Source organism: Oceanobacillus manasiensis, from assembly GCF_000724085.1.
GTDB classification, from domain to species: domain Bacteria; phylum Bacillota; class Bacilli; order Bacillales; family Amphibacillaceae; genus Oceanobacillus_B; species Oceanobacillus_B manasiensis.
In genome coordinates this window covers 555,948-574,860 of record NZ_CCDL010000001.1, presented here as the reverse complement: position 1 = coordinate 574,860, position 18,913 = coordinate 555,948, and the positions used below count along the sequence as shown (strand labels likewise).

Here is an 18,913-nt window from a genome sequence, read left to right as displayed (position 1 = left end):
AGAATTCAACTAAAAAATGAATGGCGCATCTGTTGGACTCACATCAGATACACCATTCATTTTTTATTATCTATTAAAAATTTGGTAAGTAGTTAACTTAATCTGTTGATTTTTCTACATAGCTTTTAAAGTTCTCTAGGATCGCCTGCCAACCCTGTTGCTGAAATTCTGCTGGATGTGAAGCGTCTGAATCAAATGTTTCCACGACCTCTGTTTCCTTGTCATCACCTTTAAAAACGATTTTTACTTTTCTTCCATCAGCCATCGTATAAGCAATGACTTCATGTACCTTTACCTCGTCATAAATCCCACCAAAGTCGAAGCCAGTGCTCCCATCTTTGGCTTCCATTCTTGAAACAAATGCCCCACCTACTTTTAAATCATTTTCTGCAAACGGGGTATGCCAATCATCTGAAGCATTGTTCCACTGCTTAATGTGGTCAGGCTCTGTCCAATACTTCCACACCTTATCTATCGGTGCTTGAACGGTTGTTGCCACTCTAATTTCTTGAGATCCTTCCATTTTAAAACCTCCTCAACAAATCTAATTTTTCTAACGTTTGTTTACTCGAGGTGCCTAAATTTATTATAAGTGCCTTTTCGTTGTTTGACCACTAGTAATCTAAAAAGAAGCGTGAGGTGAAGCATCAATCCCAGTAATGAAAGATTACTTGGCCTATTGTCGCTGGCTTCCAATAAGCAATTTGCTCCAATTCAGCAGAATTTAATTTAGACTGGTTTATAACATCTTGATTGAAAGGCTCTTTTAGCTTTCTCTCTTCAATTATCTGGTAGAAAGAAGAAAGCTGCCCTTGGATATCTGGTCGATCTATAAACTCAATGTTCTCGAAATTCAATTCTGAAGCGAAAGCGAGGTAGGGATAATATTGGTTCAGCAAAATGTAAAATGAATCATCCCTTATCTCAAGTCTGGCGAAATAAAATGTAGTTGGATATTGTGCCACATTAAAATCTATGACTCTCCCGCTGTATCGCAAGGCGAGGTCATAGCACAATTGCTTAAATGGCTTCCAATCAACTCGTGGTGGCTCTTCACTTTTTGAATCGTAAAATCCTGTTATACCATTGGGTAGTTTCATACTCTTTTCACCTTTCTGTGGAACGTACATTTTTAGAGAGAACCTGATTTATCCTACCATAACGGCGATGAATATCCTTTTTTTACCTTAACAGAATTTTGTGATAAAATTAACCAGAAAATTATTATGTCATAGGAGGTTGTTACCATTAGTATTTTAACTATTATTGGGCTATTCATCGTGCCCTTTTTCCTAATTTTTTTCTATGTGACATTAAAGTTTTCTTGGAGCAAGGAAGCTAAAGAAGAGCATGGTAAAGAAGTATTAAAGAAGGCATCTCTCTATTCATTACCATTATTTCCAGTAGGATGGCTAGGCCTTGATATGTTTCATCGTTATATTCAAGCAGTGACCCTGGAGACCTATAGAGATTTCATGCTTCTTTTACTTTTAATTATGATGACGGTTTATGGGGCGAGTATTACCGTATTTAAAAACCGGACAGCACACAACTAAACCGTAAGGCCTTTTCGTATCGGTCTATATGGCTAATTATACTGCAGAAGAGGCGATGAAAGTGAAGGAAAACCCAATTGGTGTTAATTACGTATATAAAAACACCTTAGACCAGACTATTGAGCTTTGGATACCTATACCAGAAGAAAAGAGTACCACACTTAAACCAACCCAACTACATAAATTGCCTACAGGCGAGGACCTGGGATACTTTCTCTTACATAAAAATGACACATTACATCTGCAATATACTCAAAAATGGTATAAACCAAAACAGCTAAAATATTTAACCGAGGAAGAGATAACATACTATTTAAGAGATACGACTCTTTCCCCTGTTAACAAAGAGACGTTAAAAATGGCAAAGGACATTACGAAGGGAATAAAAAATAAAAAAGCTCAAGCTAAAGCCATTTTTCAACATATCGTAACGAGCTATAAGTATCATTACCCTCCAAAGAGTAGAGGAGTAGAATCTTTCCTACGAACAAAATCTGGAGATTGTGGAGAGTTTTCATTTTTATTTTCATCCTTGTGCAGATCCCTTGGAATCCCAACAAGAACATTGTTTGGCAGTTGGTCCACTGGAAGAATGAGTGGTCACGCGTGGAATGAAATTCATGTGGAAGACGAGGGCTGGGTTGCTGTTGACGTAAGTATGGCTAATTTACAAAAAAATAAGCCTCTTAGATTTTTGGATAGCGATTTAAGAACAATGCGGTGGACAAAATACTTTGGAGAAACAGAAGGACAGCGAATTGTCTTTTCTCATGACGCTGAAATAAGATTACATCCAAGGTATCGTGACAATAAAGATTACACCCCTGCGATGGAACCTACTTATGTAAACGATCAAGCCTTTTACTGGGGACAAGAGTCCTTAAATGGAGCTGCACCTTATCTTCAACCAGCATATGTAAAGATAGATATGGAAAACCTCCTCCCAGACACCTCCCTTGGTGTGGAAAACTATTTCGGAACCTGGGAAACAAAGGAAGTCGGTTGGCGAGGTTATATAGCAAAATCAAAAAAATATGCAGCCCTCGTTGGAATTGCTACCATGGCTACATATTTCCTATCTGGTTACGAATACCTCGCGCTTTTTTATAAAATCAGTTTTATTGCGTTGTTTACGTGTTTCATATTAAGGAGAGAGCGTGTTATTTTATTTAGCGTTTTATTAATCTTTATGATTCTTTCCTTTGTTTCAACAGTATCTGAATTGGTGTAATCGTTTCTTTCCATCCCACATTTAAAGGTGTGGGATTTCTCGTTAGGGAAATATTTAATAAGCGCTTCTTTGAAAACCTTATCTGCTAGTACATTACCCGGGAAATAACGTAAACTAACAGCAATCCATTACAATGCGAAGTCATGACTCACCCGTATGAAACCAGACACCTGTTTTTAATGTACTAGCGCTTCCTTCTCTCCCTCTGTCCATTCAGCAGGTATCTGTCCATATCGCCAAATTAAACTTCTTTCATAGAAGTCATACCAAAAATTTATCTTGTCAGAAATTTGCTCGATTTGTTCTTCCGATATAATAGGGTCTACATGTGTAAGAAGGTCGGGAATATATATTTCCATTTCTCTGTTGTATTTAACAGCCACATGAATATTTCTATCCAGAAGAGGTTGGAGGAACGAGAGAATTTCATGTAGACGTTTTTTAGGTAGTTCCTTTTTGGCGTACACGTCATGTGTGTCTAGCACTTCTTGAAGTTTGTATTTCTTCATTTTCACTTTATTCCCGGCAGGTACGAGCAAGAAGGGACCTAGACGTTTGGCTAACCGGTTTGGAAGGACGAGGCGCAAATGCAGTCCTACTTTATTTGTTTTTTCAATATCGAGCCCTTTCTTATACTTAATATAACTTATAGTATCGTTGGGTACATTGGAAAACTGCGGAATTCGTTCCAATTTCAAAGTGTGGTCGCTCTCAAAACCGTAGTGGAGAAACTCCTTGCTGACATTCGCCTCCCCTTTAAAATAAAAATACGGCATAATGTATTTCAATTTCATGTTCCAATACCTTATGCAGTACCTATACATTATTTTTGTATTGGAAACTCTCATGCTATTCATCTCTTCATCTCGCTTTTTGCGCCATTTCCATTGTTTATAAAAACCAAAAACTAACACGATACCTAAGACGAAAATGTTGGGGGATCCTGTAATAATACTAACTGCCACAATACCTGTTAAAATAATATACAGGTACACAGTTAACCATAAATAAGCTTTCCTTAGCCGCTTTGCATAATGTTGTTGACCTATATCTAAGACTTTTAATCCGAGCCAACGAACTACTTTGTCTTCGATAAGCGGTCGTTTTTTCACTTGAAATGGCGGAACTTCATAAAACAGAGTATCTTCATCTTTTGTAGCAATGTGTACATCTCTCTCCAAACTAACCACTTCCTCAACCGTATATTATCACCATTAATTTTTTCCAGAAGGTGGGGCGTACCCTGCCAGTCGCTTTCCAATGGCATGGCATTTGGATCATTATAAAGTGAACTCTTTTTCTTTAAAAAAAGTGATAAAATTTTTCGTTTATTTTCCCAAACATTATACCAAATTTATAATTCATATTTGATATATCTTCATAATTAAATCTGAAAACCGTTAATTCACCCCTAAAACCTGAAAGCATGTTCCATACCGATCATGAAACTAATAGACTGTTGGCAATGTATTTTATTAAATAGTCAAAAATTTTCACGTGTCTCGCTTCCACAAATACATGAGAAGCACTATTGACCATAAAGGTATTAAACTTAGAAAATCGTTATCGATAAAAAAGAATAAAAAGAACAAGGCTAAATATATAGATAACTGGATAAAGGTAGTTTTTAAAGATTTTTCTTCTACGATTAAACTCGACAAGAAAAGGAAAGTCATAGCAAGAGTAATAAGAATTAAGACTACAAATTTATTTAAATCAATTTCTGTAAACGCTAAAAATACTAAACTAAATAATATAAAGTAAGATGCTATACTTAGAAATGTTGATATATGTTTTCTACTCATAAAATACCCTTTCTAAAAGAAAACTTAATTGTACACTTTAATCTTTCATTAAACCTATTATTTAGACAACAGAAAGTTTAGCTTAGAAGGTTCCATATGTCTAAGCTATATGTTATAAGGAACTCTTTTCTCTAGTCTAACAAAGCATAGCGAATAATTCCTTCCTCATACGCAAGTAGATTCCTGGCGAAATAAACGCTCCGCTATACGAAAAAGACACACCCATCAAAAAGTGTGCCTCATCTCTAATTTTATCGATCAAACGTAACTCTTTCTGTTGCATTTCCCAACGTGATAGCTGTTTCACTTGGTTTTGTTTGGGAAATGAGCTTGCCATTTCGGAAGGAGTACCGTACTGCTGCTTGCTTACGAATGACTTCATATTCATTCTCTGCTGTCATAACGATAAAGTTTGCTGGCTTCCCTTCTTCGATTCCGTATTTGTCTTCAATATGCAATGTCTTCGCACTGTTTTTCGTAATTAAATCGATCGAGTTTACAATTTGCTCATAGCCCATTAATTGTGACGCATGGATTCCCATATGCAAGACTTGAAGCATATTCCCTGTTCCGAGTGGATACCATGGATCAAAGATATCATCATGGCCAAAGCAAATGTTTAAGCCAGCTTCCTGTAATTCTTTTACCCGCGTTAGACCACGGCGCTTCGGATAGGTATCAAATCTTCCTTGTAAATGAATGTTCACAAGTGGATTGGATACAAAATTAATATTCGACAACTTCAATAGGCGGAATAATTTCGTTGTATAGGCATCATTATAAGAGCCCATTGCTGTGGTATGGCTCGCAGTTGTTCGCTCGCCCATGCCACGTTCGTATGCTTCTTTGGCTACCACTTCCACAAATCGAGACTGCTCGTCATCGATTTCATCACAGTGGATATCTACTAAAAGATCATATTTTTCTGCTAGATCAAACGCTGTCTTCATCGACTCCACACCATATTCTCTTGTGAATTCAAAGTGAGGAATGCCACCAACAACATCCGCCCCCAATTTCAATGCCTCTTCAAGCAATTCTGCTCCATTTGGGTAGGATTGAATTCCCTCTTGCGGAAACGCGACAAGCTGAATGTCAACAAAGTCGGCCATTTCTTTTTTCACTTCGAGCATCGCTTTTAATGCTGTAAGATTAGGATCTGTTACATCGACATGTGTGCGCACATGCTGAATTCCTTGGGCAATTTGCCATTTTAATGCCTTTGTTGCTCTTGTTTTCACATCTTCCTCTGTTAACGAATCCTTACGCTGGGACCAACGTTGGATTCCTTCGAATAAGGTACCGCTTTGATTCCATTCCGGTTCCCCGGCAGTTAATGTTGTGTCTAAATGAATATGTGGCTCAATGAAAGGTGGTAAAACGAGCGCTCCTTTTGCGTCTATAACCTCTTCTGTTTGCTGCACTTCCTCAAGGTTTTGTGAAATAGTTGCAAACTTGCCATCTTCTATTGTTATATGCCAATGTCCTTCTTTTCCGCGTAATGTTGCATTTTTTATGAGCATTTGAGATCTCCCTTTTCTAAAATTAATAATGTATTCAATTCCCCCAGGATGGCCGTGCCTAGTCGGCCTTCCTTAAAACAGGCGCTTCTTCTTTTTTTATTTTTAATGATGCTAGATACATAAATACGATATAAACAGCCGCTGTTCCGATTAAGGCATTTAATGGCGTGATCCCTGGTGCTAGCTGTGCAATTGCCACACCACTTGCCCATGCCCCAATCGCTACCCAGTTTACTGTTTTAAACGTCATTTCTTTAAACGTACCATATTTCCTTTTTCTCACAAAGAAATAGTCTGCGATAATGATCGCCCCAATGGAAGGGATAGCGGCACCCAGAATGTTTAAGAAGCCGACAAAGTTGTTGTACATCCACATGGCGAGCAATGTCCCAACAAGGCCATTTGTGACAACAAATACCTTTTTAGGAAGCTTGGTGATATTCGCAAATCCTAGACCTGAGGCATAGAGGGCATTATCATTGGTCGTCCAAATATTTAACCCTAACACGATAATTGCCGGAATCATCAATCCTTGTAAAAACATGACTTCTGAAATATCTGGTAGTCCGTAAGACATTGCTCCGACTGCGCCAAACAAGAACATTAACGAGTTTCCTAAGAAAAACGCGATAACCGTTGCTACTACCGCAGAACGTGATGTCTTGGCAAACCGCGCAAAGTCTGGTGTTAGCGTCCCACCACTAATAAAAGAGCCAACACAAATTGTTAAGGCCGCCGCCACGGTCAATGTTTCTGTAGGTTCATAGCTCCACAGTGCATCAAAACCACCCAAGTACTCTGTCGCTTCAAATACAGAATAGCTTCCTAAAATCGCAATGGCAGGTACAGCAATAAATCCTAAAACGACTAAAGCTTTCATGCCAAAGATAGCTGATGCTGTAATGGCAACTCCAAAGATAAAGATTAAAGCATAGACATTCCAATTCATGGCGGTTGCGACAGGCACAGCAAACATCGCCACCCCAACACCAAACCAGCCAACCTGCGTAAAGCCTAGTAAGAATGATGGCAAATACGATCCCTTTTCCCCAAACGCGTATTTAGCCAGAAGATGTGTAGACAAGCCTGTCTTTGCTGCAATGTAAGCAAGCGATCCCGTATACATACCAAGCGCTATATTTCCGATTAACATGATTAAAATAAATTGTGAGAATGATAGACCAGCCCCCAATTCCCCACCTGCTAGCATACTTGCAGAGAAGAACGTAAACCCGAGCATAACAGATAATGTCTTCCAAAAATTATTTCGCTCTGACTGTGGTACTGCTTGTAATGAATACTCAACATCTATTTTTTTCATCATTATTCCCCCAACTATGATTTTCCGGTACCAAAAATCACAGATCCACGGCATACAAAAAAGAGGCTAATCACCAGTTAACCTGACAATTAGCCTCTTTTTCTATACAGTACACCAGCATAGGGTAAAGCACACCTACTCCTCGCGTATTGTAAAAATCCGCTGTCCTTGTCAGCCTCTCTGGACTGAATTAAAGGTACCATATGCAATTAAGAAGATTATGACAGGAAAATTAGTTCCTGTCAATTGCTTAAGGAGAACAGGGAAAATCCCTGCTTAGACATGAAACCGACGAATGAACTCCTCCTTAATTGTTTTGTATGAAAATAATAGCATTCCAATAAGCGTTAGTAATGCATAAAGAGAAGTCCCTACACATGTCCAAAGAACGGTAGCAATCCCACTAATATACAAGCCAATTGGAATAAAGCCTATTACAAACATGACGAATGTATAGCCCATATAGTCCCGCCAGTGCACCCGCTTTTTTAAAATAATAATGGTTGTCAGAAGCGTAGCCATAATAATTATCAGAGGGATGGCAAAATTTACTGACCACCGCTGAAAACCTGATGTGAAGTCCATGATTACCAGTACACTAGAAAGACTAATCACCTGTAAAATAATCTTCGCTCCAGTATGTGCTGAGGAAAGGAGTGTATGGTTCATTGTTACCCAAAGATAAACCGCTCCGCCTACTACATACAGCGACCAAAGGTAGTCGGCATTTACTAATAGGTTTATAACAAAACATGTACTTGCCATAGTAATCGATAGAAAGGCCACGACTTTTGCAATAAACGTCCTTCTTTTTTTCATTGTCATATAGTCTGGATATAGCTTTACCTCATTATCTATTGACTCTGCTACTTTACGATGACATAAGGGACATGTCACGTGGTTGATTGACACGGCACAATGATTACAGTAGTTCATCTCGTCTCCCCCCAATTATTGGAGTAAACTTCCACATTAAGGCCTGTTAAACGAGAAAGCTGACTGAAGAACGACTTAATGACTTCAGATTCTACAATCGAACGTGCAAATGTAATGGTCATTTGATCATTAACGGTAGCAACTCCACAACTAATTGGACTGTTTTTAGTAGGATACAGTGCAACTTCCATTCTTTCAATATAACCTTTCATGGAATCAGGCAGGTTAATGTTTCCTAAGTTAGTTAGTGTAAGTGTCTTTGCCATTTCTCCGTAATGTGTAAATCCATAGCGCATTGCAGGATACTTTAAGGACAAGGGTACTATTCTTGTTTTTAAGCTCTTTTGTAGCTGTACATGGCGGTTGATTTCATCCTGTAAATGTTGCTTGTCTGTCTTACTTTTTAATTGCTCGGATACCGCCTTCATAATCTCCTCTAACGTGATATCACCATTGATATCCACCCTTACATTTACTACAGAAAAAAAGTTTCTTAACGTGACAGAAGGAAACCTTTGGCGGAGGTTTACAGGGATTGCAATGGAGATATTTTCTTTGTATATTCCATATTTCATTGTTTCGGAATAAATGGCATAGATGACCAAGGCTGTAATAAATTCCGTGATAGACACGCCCATTCGCTTTGCAACATTATTTAGAGCAGAGGCACTGATTACGCCATGAATCACATTTACGCCTTTAGGGTCAAATGGCGTTCCTTTAATCTGAAACGCTCGCTGTACTTTATCCTGCAGATAATTACGATTAGACTTTTGGTAATACTTTTCAAAACTATCCTCTGTTTCATACTTACTTGGCACTTGGTCCGAAAATAGTAACGCGTCCCCGTCTACTGCTATTTCTTCCCCTCGCAATGTTAAATATTGATAAATTAATGTTTTAAGAAACTCCACTGCACCTGTTCCGTCTGTAAGAGAGTGAAAAATTTCCACAGCTATCCGCTTGTTAAAGTATAAAACCTTGAACAAATACCCATTATTCTCCTTTGGATTTATCGGGTGACAAGGATAGGTTGTTTCTTTCTGAACGCTTAGCTTTTCTTCATTACTCTCCATAAAGTCCCAGAATACCCCTTTGCGTACCTTTACAGCCAGTGTCGGGAATCGTTTGATCACGCTATCTAGCGCCTCCTGCAATCCCTCCTCGTCTACCATGTCTTTCATTAGCACAGAAACACGGTATACCGAGGAATTAGAGGCCTCTGTTACGGCATGAAATACTTTACCTACATTATCGATTTTATACCATTTGCTCATCAACTTACCTTCTTTTACTTCGTACTTTATCTATGATGATCTGCCACTCCAATTATTAAATTGTCTCATACTTAGTTACAAATAGCGTAACAAATTAGGCTATAACATAAATACACTATATTGTTGCAATTATAGCATTATTTTTTACCGATAGTCCCGATATAGAGTCGACTCTGATATACCCATACTTGCTCGCACATGCTGAGTAAGGAAATACCCAGATGCATCTTCTTTCGCCAGTACGGCAAGGACGCATGCATCAAGTAAAGAGGACCCCAGCTAGAATGACATTAAAGCACCTCCGATTTTTTATATAATAATGGGTGTCAAGATACAATAAGCAACTTATTTTTATTGATCTTTCCCTTTAATAGAGATATATTTTAACCACTGGTAAGTTAAAGGAACGGGGAGATCTTTCGTGAGCGCAATCGAGAAGGTTAAAAAGTTAACAATGGTAAATGGAACAGTTAAAGAAAAATCAGTTGGGTACGAAGATATTAAAATATATGGCGCCGTTACTTTTCACGAGGACTGTGAGTCGAAGCAGTTGTCCCTTTGGGGAAGAGGCAAATTCCTAGCTAATACGAAAGCAGATTGTTTAACCAATCATGGAGCTTCCTCTTTTCATACTGTAGAAGCTGGAGAACTAATGAATATGGGGGCACTTAAACTTGAAGAAGGGACTGTAACAACTCTTACTAGCATGGGGCACCTAACTGTGAAACAGGCAATAAATGCAGAGAGAATAGAGTTAACAGGTGTCATAAAAGCAAACACATTAAAAGCAAAACATATCGAGATAAGTAATACAGGCAAAAGCAATGTAAAAACATTGCAAGGCAACTATATTACCGTCAGTGTAGAAAAAAAGTCACTTTCTTTAAGTGGGAAGAAGCTTACTTGCAGCGTCATTTTCGGTGAAGAAATTCATCTTCATTCCACCAATGCCAAGTGTGTTAAAGGTGCAAATGTCCATATCGGGCCTAAATGTTACATAGAAGAACTTGTTTATGCAGACACCTACACCATAGACCCAACTTCTACAGTAAAGAATTTTATAAAAGAACAAAGAAATGAAAATCCATAAAAAGAAACGTTTGTTTTGTTATTGCCAGTTAAGCTACATTTATATTGGGGTCATGTTCAGCAGTATTATTATTGTTTTCTTAAGTGAGTTATTACGAACAAATGGTTTAGATATCATACAATATTGATAACGCCTGGTAAGGAGACACCTACATATATATTGGTTTTTCAAATAATGTGTGTAAGTTCAATCTTACTCTCTGGTTGGTACTAGTGTTTGGTTCCCTAAATCAGCTGTTTTAGAATACTGCTTAGATTTAGCCAGTAAAATAGCTTTCCATTCCTATCATTTTATTCTTCCAATGAAAAAACTAAACTGTGAAGTAAGAGGGTACGCCCCCATACTTACACAGTATAGTTTACAGTCTCGACTGAATCACTATTGGATCCAATCTTTGGATTCTAACTATTTAATAAGGAAATATTATCTTACTTAAATTTTAATGTTTCTAATATGTCAGGCATGTCCTCCTCTACCATACGAGAAAATTGATTACCTGTATTTATGTACGGCTCGTCATATAATTGCTCTGGCATCATCCCAGGTCTAGTATATACTAAGACAATACCATTTCCTGCCCCAATGTACCCTTCAAACCCTGGCCAATTTTCATAATACTTTTCCACTCCTCCTTCATCTATGTCCTCAAGGACTTCAATGGAAAATAAATCCCCAATGAACGCCCCATCTTCAACCATGCTGAAAACAATAGATTTAGATGGATCTTTAATCAAATGTTCATAGTAGTCTTCACTTATTCTTACTTTATACTTATTTTTCCATGATTTCGGAAATTTCATAGAAAAACCATAATCATTATCGATATAAGTTAAAGTAGTTGTTGGGCCCACAGAAGATCCAAACTCATACGTTTTATTGTCCTGTTTTAGTTCTGTGGCTGAGAATTTTCCCATATTACTCTCTTGATATTCTTTTAGTTCATCCCATGTGACTTCTACCCCTACAATTCCTGCGGCGTTAGGAAAAATACTGAAATATTGTTTATAAAAAGTAATCGACTTCTCTGTTAAGGTAAATGACTCATAATTACTCTCCACTGGCTCTGTCTCTTCATATACTCTTTCCTTATAATTTTCTGATGCAGAATCACCTCGATACTCAGCAAATTTTTCACCCGAAATAAGTTCTTGAGCCACTAATTCAGCGATCTCTTCTAAAGAAGTTTCGTGTTCTTTTAAAACGTCATTCAAGGTAATTAACTGTTCATCCATCAAATTAAAAGTCATTGTATGACTAACAGAATGACCAGTTCCCCCCATGGCAATACGGTCCTCGAAATATATAGATACAAACTCTTTCGTTATAATTGGTTTTTCAAATGTTTTAGTTATAAAATATCTTAGATCTACAGAAGGATTTTCATAAGATTCTACCGTTGCATCAACGCTCTTCCAATGTTCAACTTCCTTCTCCATTTCGCCTGATATAATTTCATCCAAAGGATCATAGGAGAATTTCGGATACTCTATTGTTAGTTCTTTTAATTCTTCAACCTCTTCCAATACAACCGTTTCATAGTTTTCTAGGTTGTTAACTAAATCCTCCTCTATATCTTCTTCATGTTCATTTTTAGTTGTTTCTTCAGACTTTCTTTTACTATGTTCAACTTCTTCACTTTCAGCCTTCTCTTCTGCCACTTCCGTATTACTTGCTCCCGTTTCCTTATTACTACATCCACTTACTATTAGAAAAAGGATAGTAAATGGTAAAATCACATTCTTCATAGCTGTTTTCCCCCTGATAGATATGATACTCTCAAAAAGTTTGTTAATACTTTCGAATTACAGTCATTAGAAGTCTATATCCAGTGTATGATTTATCTTGACAGCTCTTCATAACTAGGTATATATACCTTTCTTAAAAATGAATAAACAACCCAACAATGTTCCTTTCGACCTACATTACATAATATTACGAATTCCATCTTACGTAAATAAATAATGGAACAACTTGCTTTTCAAATTAGCAGTATTTTTAAGATCATTCAAATTCCCTTCCTTAATATTGCTAAATTTATTGTGAATACAGAGCACCTTGTTAGTAGCTGAAGGCAGCTACAGATAAAATTTTATATAAAGTTCGATTTCTCCCGCACTTTTCAAGTATAATGAACCTTAATCAGATCATGCATATGATATTTCTTGGAGAGAATTCTATATATATGACGAAAAAACAAAAAATGAGGTTAAAAAATGAGTAAAAGAAGTTTTGCGGATTATCATGTAAGCGAAGAAATTAAAAAAGCACTAGCTGTGCTAAAATACGAAACGCCAACAGAAGTTCAAAGTAAGGTCATCCCACTAGCAATGGAAAATCAAGACCTTGTCGTAAAAGCTCAAACAGGGAGCGGAAAGACCGCCTCTTTTGGTATACCTGTTTGCGATATGGTTGAATGGGAGGAAAAAAAGCCACAAGCCTTAATTCTTACCCCAACCAGGGAGCTTGCAGTTCAAGTCCGTGAAGATATTACGAATATCGGAAGGTTTAAACGTATTAAAGCTGTGGCCGTCTATGGAAAAGAACCTTTTGCGAAACAAAAGGATGAATTGAAACAAAAAACGCATGTAGTCGTTGGTACGCCTGGACGGGTCATGGACCATATTGATCGAGAAACCCTAGATTTGAATCAAATAAAGTACCTTGTCATAGATGAAGCGGATGAAATGCTTAATAGAGGTTTCATTGATGAAGTAGAATCGATCATTAAAGCGTTGCCTTCAAACCGCGTTACCATGGTTTTTTCTGCTACCTTGCCTAAAGATGTGGAAAATCTTTGCTATAAATATATGAAAAACCCTACTCAGATTGAGATTGAATCAACTGGGGTAACAGCCGATTCCATTGAACATTTCTTAATCGAAGCGAAACAAGAAGAAAAAATTTTACTACTTAAAGATGTCACAGTTGTACAAAATCCAGACAGCTGCCTCATTTTCTGCCGAACGAAAGAACATGTGGATACAGTGTACAGCGAACTAGATAAAGCTGGATATCCTTGTGAGAGACTCCACGGGGGACTAGAACAAGAGGACCGATTCGCTGTTATGGAAGGTTTCAAAATGGGGAACTTCCGCTATCTGGTGGCCACCGATGTAGCTGCCAGAGGGATTGATATTGATAATGTGTCACTTGTTATCAACTATGATGTTCCAATGGAAAAAGAGAGCTATGTGCATCGAACTGGGAGAACCGGTCGTGCTGGAAATAAAGGAAAGGCCATTACATTTTCGACACCTTTTGAAGAAAAATTTCTTAAAGCAATTGAAAAGTACATCGGCTTTGAAATACCGACTATAGAGGCTCCCAGCACTCAGGAAGTAACTGGCGGAAGAGCTGCTTTCGATGAAAAACTTAGCAACAAGCGAATTGTAAGAAATAATAAAACTGCCCGTATCAATCAAGATATTATGAAACTCCATTTCAACGGTGGTAAACAGAAGAAGATTCGTGCTGTTGACTTTGTTGGAACGATCGCCAAGATCCCTGGTGTCACAGCAGATGATATCGGCATTATAACCATCCATGATCGCATGTCATATGTGGATATTCTGAACGGAAAAGGCTCACTCGTTATACAAGCCATGGAGAATACGACGATCAAAGGAAAGAAGTTAAAAGTAAGCAAAGCAATTAAGTAATAGATGTATAAACCTTAAATCCCCCTCCACAAAAAAGTGAGGGGGATTTTTTAATTCAAGTAGCGTATAAATAAAGTCGAATTTAAAAAGCCCTGAACGAGGCTAGGACATATTAGCCAAAAGACGGATAAACGATATAACAAGCGTAAGAAATATACGGAGACTCCTTGAAAATCAAAAACGATTTTCTGCGTGCGATGCAATGCTGTCGAAGTCTTCCTTGTCCAATGGGAGGGAAGGCCTAGGTGAGACCCCGGAATGCGAAGCATCCGGAGGCTCACCAGCCGCCCATGGAAAGCGTAGTATATTTCTGGAGCGGTTTTTCAAAAGCATATCTTTCGGATTTTTCTTTTAAATAATATCCCAAACACGTACTTTTATTTCAGGTGCTTAACTCCCGTTTCTAACATCTCCATCTGCAGCAGTGTTTGTTCGTCTGTGATAGTTTTTTCCTTACCATTTATAATCGCTTCGTATACATCATCATACACCCGACCATAATCACCATTTACCGATTTCACTGTTTCTTCATGGATTGTGCCTTCCTCATCGATATATGTCAGCACACCATAGTGGTTTATTGTATCAACACCAAAGTCTTTGTTATCAGGCATGTAGAATAATTTCAAATGTTCTTCCTGACGATCTTTCGTTTCTTTGACAAAGGACCCTTTTTTACCATGAACGACGAAGCTTGGTCTCTCTTTCACTCTGAAATAACTAGATTTTACCGATACTTTGACTCCACCATAATATAAATCCAAATCGAAGTAATCATTTTTTCTACCTTGTCCTAAAATCTGCCTCACATCATAATGAATATCATCTGGCTTGCCAAAATAGCTGATGACCTGATCTAGTGTATGACAGCCATGTTCGTATAAAAAGGATGATCCTGGATCAAAAGAGGTAGCAGACTCAGGTACTTCGGGGCGATAGTAGTCATAATGCATTTCAACTTCCAGTAAGTCCCCTGTTTTTCCTTCTTCAATCACCTTTTGAACAGTTAAGAAGTCACTATCAAAACGTCTATTTTGATATGCCTGCACAATTAAGTCCTTCTCTTTTGCCAATGCGAATATTTCTTTAGCCTGTTCCGAAGTTTCCATAAATGGCTTTTCAACCAAACAGTGTTTATTATGTTCTAATACTTGTTTAGCATATTCATAATGGCTATCATGTTTTGTACAAATCACAATAAGCTGGATGTCCTCGTCATGAAGTAATTCTTGTAAATCAGAAGTATAATGGACACCCGCAATCTTATCCCAGCTATCATTTGCAGGCGTTCTCCGATAGATTGTTTTTACGTTTATATTTTCCCTTTGCAGTACGAATGGCAGATGGTACCTGTTTGTACTTTTTCCATTTCCGATATAACCAATAGTAAGCATAGTAATCTCCTTTTATAACATTATGTAAAAGTACCTCCTTTGATGAACAGATGTCATCCTAGGAGGTACTTCACTATTTAAATAAAGTTTAGCATTACATTAAGCCAATTACGTGGAAGACAATACCTAGAACGAATAATCCAAGGATCATAATAATTGGAGAAACTTTCTTTCTAAGCAACCACATACAAATAAGGGTTAACGCCAAGCCAGCTAAACCAGGAATTAAGCTATCTAAGTTGTCTTGTAATGTTGTAACTTGATATTCACTTAATGATCGCCCAGCGGCCTGTTGTTCGAGTGCCGTTTTAATTCCCTCTGCTCCGGATGGTAGGTTCTCCCAATCAATATAAGCACCGTCATCGAGTTGGATTTCCGAGACGGTTGGGGTGAACGATACAGCTACCCACCTATTAACCAAGGCACCGAGGATGAACATACCGAGTATCGAGGCACCCTTGGTGATATCTTGAAGTATTCCGCCAGATAAGTCATCCGTGATCTTAGAACCGGCTTTGTAACCAAGCTCTTGTGAATACCACATGAAGCCCATACGAATCAGATTCCATAAGACGAAGTAAAGAATTGGACCAAGTATATTACCGCTCATTGCAAGCGAGGCAGCTAATGCACCAAGGATCGGTTTTACCGTGAACCAGAATAATGGATCGCCAATACCAGCTAATGGACCCATCATACCGACTTTAACCCCTTGAATAGCCTTGTCGTCAACCGGGGCACCATTTGCCCGTTCTTCTTCAAGCGCAAGCGTTACACCAATAATTGGCGAAGCTACATACGGGTGTGTATTAAAAAACTCTAAATGACGCTGCAATGCAGCAGAACGATCTTCTTTTGTTTTATATAATCGTTTGATGGCCGGGATCATGGAGAATGCCCAACCACCGTTTTGCATCCGTTCATAGTTCCAAGAACCTTGTATGAACATGGAACGGAACCAAATAGCTATACGATCTCTTTTTGATAATTTCAATCCTTTTTCCATTTTTTAAGCCTCCTCCTTTTAGTAGTTATCAATAATGTCGCCTAACGGATCACCAGTATTGCCGCCGCCTCCGCCATTACCAGAGCCACCTTGTTTTGATAATGCAATATAAATAAGTGCAAGTGCTACACCGATACCACCTAAACCTAAAAGGGTAAGAGATGGAATGGTTGCTATTACGAAACCAATTGCCAAGAATGGCCATACTTCTTTTGTAGCCATCATGTTAATAACCATCGCAAAACCAACCGCTACTACCATTCCACCACCGACTGCTATGCCGTCTGTCAACCAAGCCGGCATCGATTCAAGTAATTCTCTAACAGGACCTGCGCCAATTGCTACAATTAATGCAGCAGGAATAGCAATACGCAAACCTTGCATAATGATCGCGATAATATGCCACATCTCAACCTTTCGGAAATTACCTTCCCTCGCTGCGGCATCCATGAAATGTACAAATGCTGTTGCAATCGTTCGAACAATAATTGTTAATAATAAACCTGCTACTGCAAGTGGAACAGCAATCGCGATTGCTGAAGATACACCTGCTTCGCCTTGACCACCCAAAACTAAAATAATGGCAGATGCTACGGATGCCAACGCGGCATCAGGTGCTACAGCAGCTCCGATGTTAGCCCACCCTAAAGCAATCAATTGAAGCGTACCACCTAAAACGAGACATGGTATTATTTCTCCTGTAACTAAACCAATTAACGTACAAGCAATAATTGGCTGATGGAAGTGGAATTCATCCAATATCCCTTCGACACCAGCTAAGAATGCTACGATAATAACTAGTATTATCTGAATAATAGTCAAATCCATGATATATCCTCCTTTTCACCTAATAATTATTTCTGTTTATCTAACTCAGCTTGTGCTCTTTTTAGAATGTCATCCATGTTGCCATATTGATCAGCTGGAACTTTACGTACATCGAAGTCCACACCAAACTCTTTTAACTTGCGAAACGTATCGATATCGTTTTGATCAAAAGCCAACACCTTATTCGGCTGGACTTTACCAGGAGAGTGTGACATCGAACCAACGTTAATGGTTTCTAATGGAACGCCACCTTCTACAGCTCTAAGCACATCCTGCGGGTTTTCGAAAAGCAGTAACGCGCGCTGACCACCAAAATGCTGATCATCCTTGGCAAGCTCGATCATTTTTTGAATCGGCACGACATGTGCCTTAACACCTGAGGGAGCAGCCTGCTGGATCAATTTTTTACGAAGCTCATCTTCTGCTACCACATCTGATACAACAATAATACGCGTAGGCTGTGTATTCCTTGTCCAGGCTGTCGCTACTTGTCCATGCAACAAACGCGTGTCAATACGAGCTAGCACATAGTCAAATGTACCAGGTGCACCTGTACTTGCTGGTCCGGCATCAGCCTTCGCAGTGTCCGCTGGTTCTAATTCTTCCGGTTTTACTTTAACGGCTTCTTTCGCTGTACCTAGGATATGTGTCGCAATTTCATGTGCTGTGTCCATAGACATGCGCGAAGCATATGCTTCTATCAGCATGGCTAAATTCAAACCAGCAACAATTGCCCATTTATCTTTACCTTCCATCAAGCTGCTTGCCTGATTGAAAGGAGTACCGCCCCAAAGATCGACTAAGAATAATACTTCATCTTGATTGTCGAAAGAGGAGATTGCCTTTTCCATTTTTGTTTTTACATCAACAGGTCCTTCGTTCGGCATCAATGTAATAGCTGTCACATTTTCTTGCTCTCCAAAGATCATCGCTCCAGATTGCAAGATACCATCTGCGAATTCGCCATGCGTAGCAATGATAATTCCTACCATCTTTTTACCTCCTATTAGTATTCGTTTTTTTACACTTAAATTATGGATAACTCGTTAACCACTATCTCCCCATTCCCTCTAAAGCGTTTGCAAACACAAAAAAAGAATAAAAAAGACACGAGTAAAAAGCAGACTAAAACAAGGCAGAGGTGTAGTAGGTCCCCTTTTACTTCGTTTTAATCTATACTTCCCACTCATGCCTGATCGAATCAGTAACACGTAAAAAATAAGTACAATCTATTCACTTTATGCAAACGCTTCAATCACACTTAAAATAATTAAGCATTTAGAATGC

Annotated in this window: 16 protein-coding genes; 4 read left to right on the top strand and 12 right to left on the bottom strand. The window is 38.4% G+C overall.

What is annotated here, in order from left to right:
* Positions 1–97: 97 nt before the first annotated feature.
* Positions 98–523, bottom strand: coding sequence for an SRPBCC family protein (locus tag BN985_RS03060; RefSeq protein ID WP_042221027.1), 426 nt, complete (start codon positions 521–523; stop codon positions 98–100).
* A gap of 124 nt (positions 524–647) precedes the next feature.
* Entirely contained in the window at positions 648–1,100 is a 453-nt protein-coding gene (locus tag BN985_RS03055) for a hypothetical protein (RefSeq protein WP_042221025.1), read from the bottom strand.
* Positions 1,101–1,280: 180 nt separating this feature from the next.
* Between BN985_RS03055 and BN985_RS03050 the strand changes: the two genes are divergently transcribed.
* Together BN985_RS03050 and BN985_RS03045 are read left to right on the top strand one after the other, a co-directional pair.
* Positions 1,281–1,556 (top strand): hypothetical protein, encoded by a 276-nt coding sequence (locus BN985_RS03050; RefSeq protein ID WP_052360591.1) that lies wholly within the window; start codon positions 1,281–1,283, stop codon positions 1,554–1,556.
* 61 nt (positions 1,557–1,617) lie between these two features.
* Positions 1,618–2,787 carry a transglutaminase-like domain-containing protein gene (locus tag BN985_RS03045; RefSeq protein WP_042221023.1) on the top strand — a complete coding sequence of 390 codons (1,170 nt, stop codon included), beginning with the start codon at positions 1,618–1,620 and terminating at the stop codon, positions 2,785–2,787.
* Positions 2,788–2,963: 176 nt separating this feature from the next.
* Here BN985_RS03045 and BN985_RS03040 read toward each other — a convergent pair whose 3' ends face one another.
* The 5 genes from BN985_RS03040 to BN985_RS03015 all read right to left on the bottom strand — a co-directional run bounded on the left by BN985_RS03040 (position 2,964) and on the right by BN985_RS03015 (position 9,649).
* Positions 2,964–3,968: a hypothetical protein gene (locus tag BN985_RS03040; RefSeq protein ID WP_042221022.1), complete on the bottom strand. Its 1,005-nt coding sequence runs from the start codon at positions 3,966–3,968 to the stop codon at positions 2,964–2,966.
* An 875-nt stretch (positions 3,969–4,843) separates the two neighbouring features.
* Positions 4,844–6,115 carry a cytosine deaminase gene (locus BN985_RS03030; protein WP_042221019.1) on the bottom strand — a complete coding sequence of 424 codons (1,272 nt, stop codon included), beginning with the start codon at positions 6,113–6,115 and terminating at the stop codon, positions 4,844–4,846.
* 58 nt (positions 6,116–6,173) lie between these two features.
* Positions 6,174–7,436, bottom strand: a complete 1,263-nt coding sequence (gene codB, locus BN985_RS03025) for a cytosine permease (protein WP_042221018.1) — start codon at positions 7,434–7,436, stop codon at positions 6,174–6,176.
* 276 nt (positions 7,437–7,712) lie between these two features.
* Positions 7,713–8,372 carry a DUF6320 domain-containing protein gene (locus BN985_RS03020; RefSeq protein WP_042221017.1) on the bottom strand — a complete coding sequence of 220 codons (660 nt, stop codon included), beginning with the start codon at positions 8,370–8,372 and terminating at the stop codon, positions 7,713–7,715.
* Positions 8,369–9,649 (bottom strand): condensation domain-containing protein, encoded by a 1,281-nt coding sequence (locus BN985_RS03015; RefSeq protein WP_042221016.1) that lies wholly within the window; start codon positions 9,647–9,649, stop codon positions 8,369–8,371. The genes BN985_RS03020 and BN985_RS03015 overlap by 4 nt, the downstream gene beginning before the upstream one ends.
* Before the next feature lie 421 nt (positions 9,650–10,070).
* On the opposite strand from BN985_RS03015, the gene BN985_RS03005 reads away from it, so the two are divergent.
* Positions 10,071–10,739, top strand: coding sequence for a hypothetical protein (locus tag BN985_RS03005; RefSeq protein ID WP_042221015.1), 669 nt, complete (start codon positions 10,071–10,073; stop codon positions 10,737–10,739).
* Between the two features lie 428 nt (positions 10,740–11,167).
* Here BN985_RS03005 and BN985_RS03000 read toward each other — a convergent pair whose 3' ends face one another.
* On the bottom strand, positions 11,168–12,484 hold the full coding sequence (locus tag BN985_RS03000) for an RsiV family protein (protein WP_042221014.1): 1,317 nt from the start codon (positions 12,482–12,484) through the stop codon (positions 11,168–11,170).
* Positions 12,485–12,952: 468 nt separating this feature from the next.
* On the opposite strand from BN985_RS03000, the gene BN985_RS02995 reads away from it, so the two are divergent.
* Complete coding sequence (locus BN985_RS02995) at positions 12,953–14,398, top strand: DEAD/DEAH box helicase (protein WP_042221013.1); 1,446 nt, start codon at positions 12,953–12,955, stop codon at positions 14,396–14,398.
* Between the two features lie 377 nt (positions 14,399–14,775).
* On the opposite strand, the gene BN985_RS02990 is transcribed toward BN985_RS02995, so the two are convergent.
* The 4 genes from BN985_RS02990 to BN985_RS02975 form a co-directional block, all read right to left on the bottom strand.
* Positions 14,776–15,792 carry an oxidoreductase gene (locus tag BN985_RS02990; RefSeq protein ID WP_042221011.1) on the bottom strand — a complete coding sequence of 339 codons (1,017 nt, stop codon included), beginning with the start codon at positions 15,790–15,792 and terminating at the stop codon, positions 14,776–14,778.
* 94 nt (positions 15,793–15,886) lie between these two features.
* Positions 15,887–16,798: a PTS system mannose/fructose/sorbose family transporter subunit IID gene (locus tag BN985_RS02985; protein WP_042221010.1), complete on the bottom strand. Its 912-nt coding sequence runs from the start codon at positions 16,796–16,798 to the stop codon at positions 15,887–15,889.
* An 18-nt stretch (positions 16,799–16,816) separates the two neighbouring features.
* Entirely contained in the window at positions 16,817–17,620 is an 804-nt protein-coding gene (locus BN985_RS02980; RefSeq protein WP_232225567.1) for a mannose/fructose/sorbose family PTS transporter subunit IIC, read from the bottom strand.
* Between the two features lie 32 nt (positions 17,621–17,652).
* The gene (locus BN985_RS02975; protein WP_042221008.1) at positions 17,653–18,618 is read right to left on the bottom strand and encodes a mannose/fructose/sorbose PTS transporter subunit IIA; all 966 of its coding nucleotides are present in this window, start codon (positions 18,616–18,618) and stop codon (positions 17,653–17,655) included.
* Between the last annotated feature and the right edge of the window lie 295 nt (positions 18,619–18,913).

Excerpts from the sequence above, each read along its gene's own strand:
- BN985_RS03060 (WP_042221027.1), bottom strand. The coding sequence starts at position 523 with ATGGAAGGATCTCAAGAAATTAGAGTGGCAACAACCGTTCAAGCACCG.
- BN985_RS03055 (WP_042221025.1), bottom strand. The coding sequence starts at position 1,100 with ATGAAACTACCCAATGGTATAACAGGATTTTACGATTCAAAAAGTGAA.
- codB (WP_042221018.1), bottom strand. The coding sequence starts at position 7,436 with ATGAAAAAAATAGATGTTGAGTATTCATTACAAGCAGTACCACAGTCA.
- BN985_RS02985 (WP_042221010.1), bottom strand. The coding sequence starts at position 16,798 with ATGGAAAAAGGATTGAAATTATCAAAAAGAGATCGTATAGCTATTTGG.
- BN985_RS02975 (WP_042221008.1), bottom strand. The coding sequence starts at position 18,618 with ATGGTAGGAATTATCATTGCTACGCATGGCGAATTCGCAGATGGTATC.
- BN985_RS03015 (WP_042221016.1), bottom strand. The coding sequence starts at position 9,649 with ATGAGCAAATGGTATAAAATCGATAATGTAGGTAAAGTATTTCATGCC.
- BN985_RS03020 (WP_042221017.1), bottom strand. The coding sequence starts at position 8,372 with ATGAACTACTGTAATCATTGTGCCGTGTCAATCAACCACGTGACATGT.
- BN985_RS03000 (WP_042221014.1), bottom strand. The coding sequence starts at position 12,484 with ATGAAGAATGTGATTTTACCATTTACTATCCTTTTTCTAATAGTAAGT.
- BN985_RS03030 (WP_042221019.1), bottom strand. The coding sequence starts at position 6,115 with ATGCTCATAAAAAATGCAACATTACGCGGAAAAGAAGGACATTGGCAT.
- BN985_RS02990 (WP_042221011.1), bottom strand. The coding sequence starts at position 15,792 with ATGCTTACTATTGGTTATATCGGAAATGGAAAAAGTACAAACAGGTAC.
- BN985_RS02995 (WP_042221013.1), top strand. The coding sequence starts at position 12,953 with ATGAGTAAAAGAAGTTTTGCGGATTATCATGTAAGCGAAGAAATTAAA.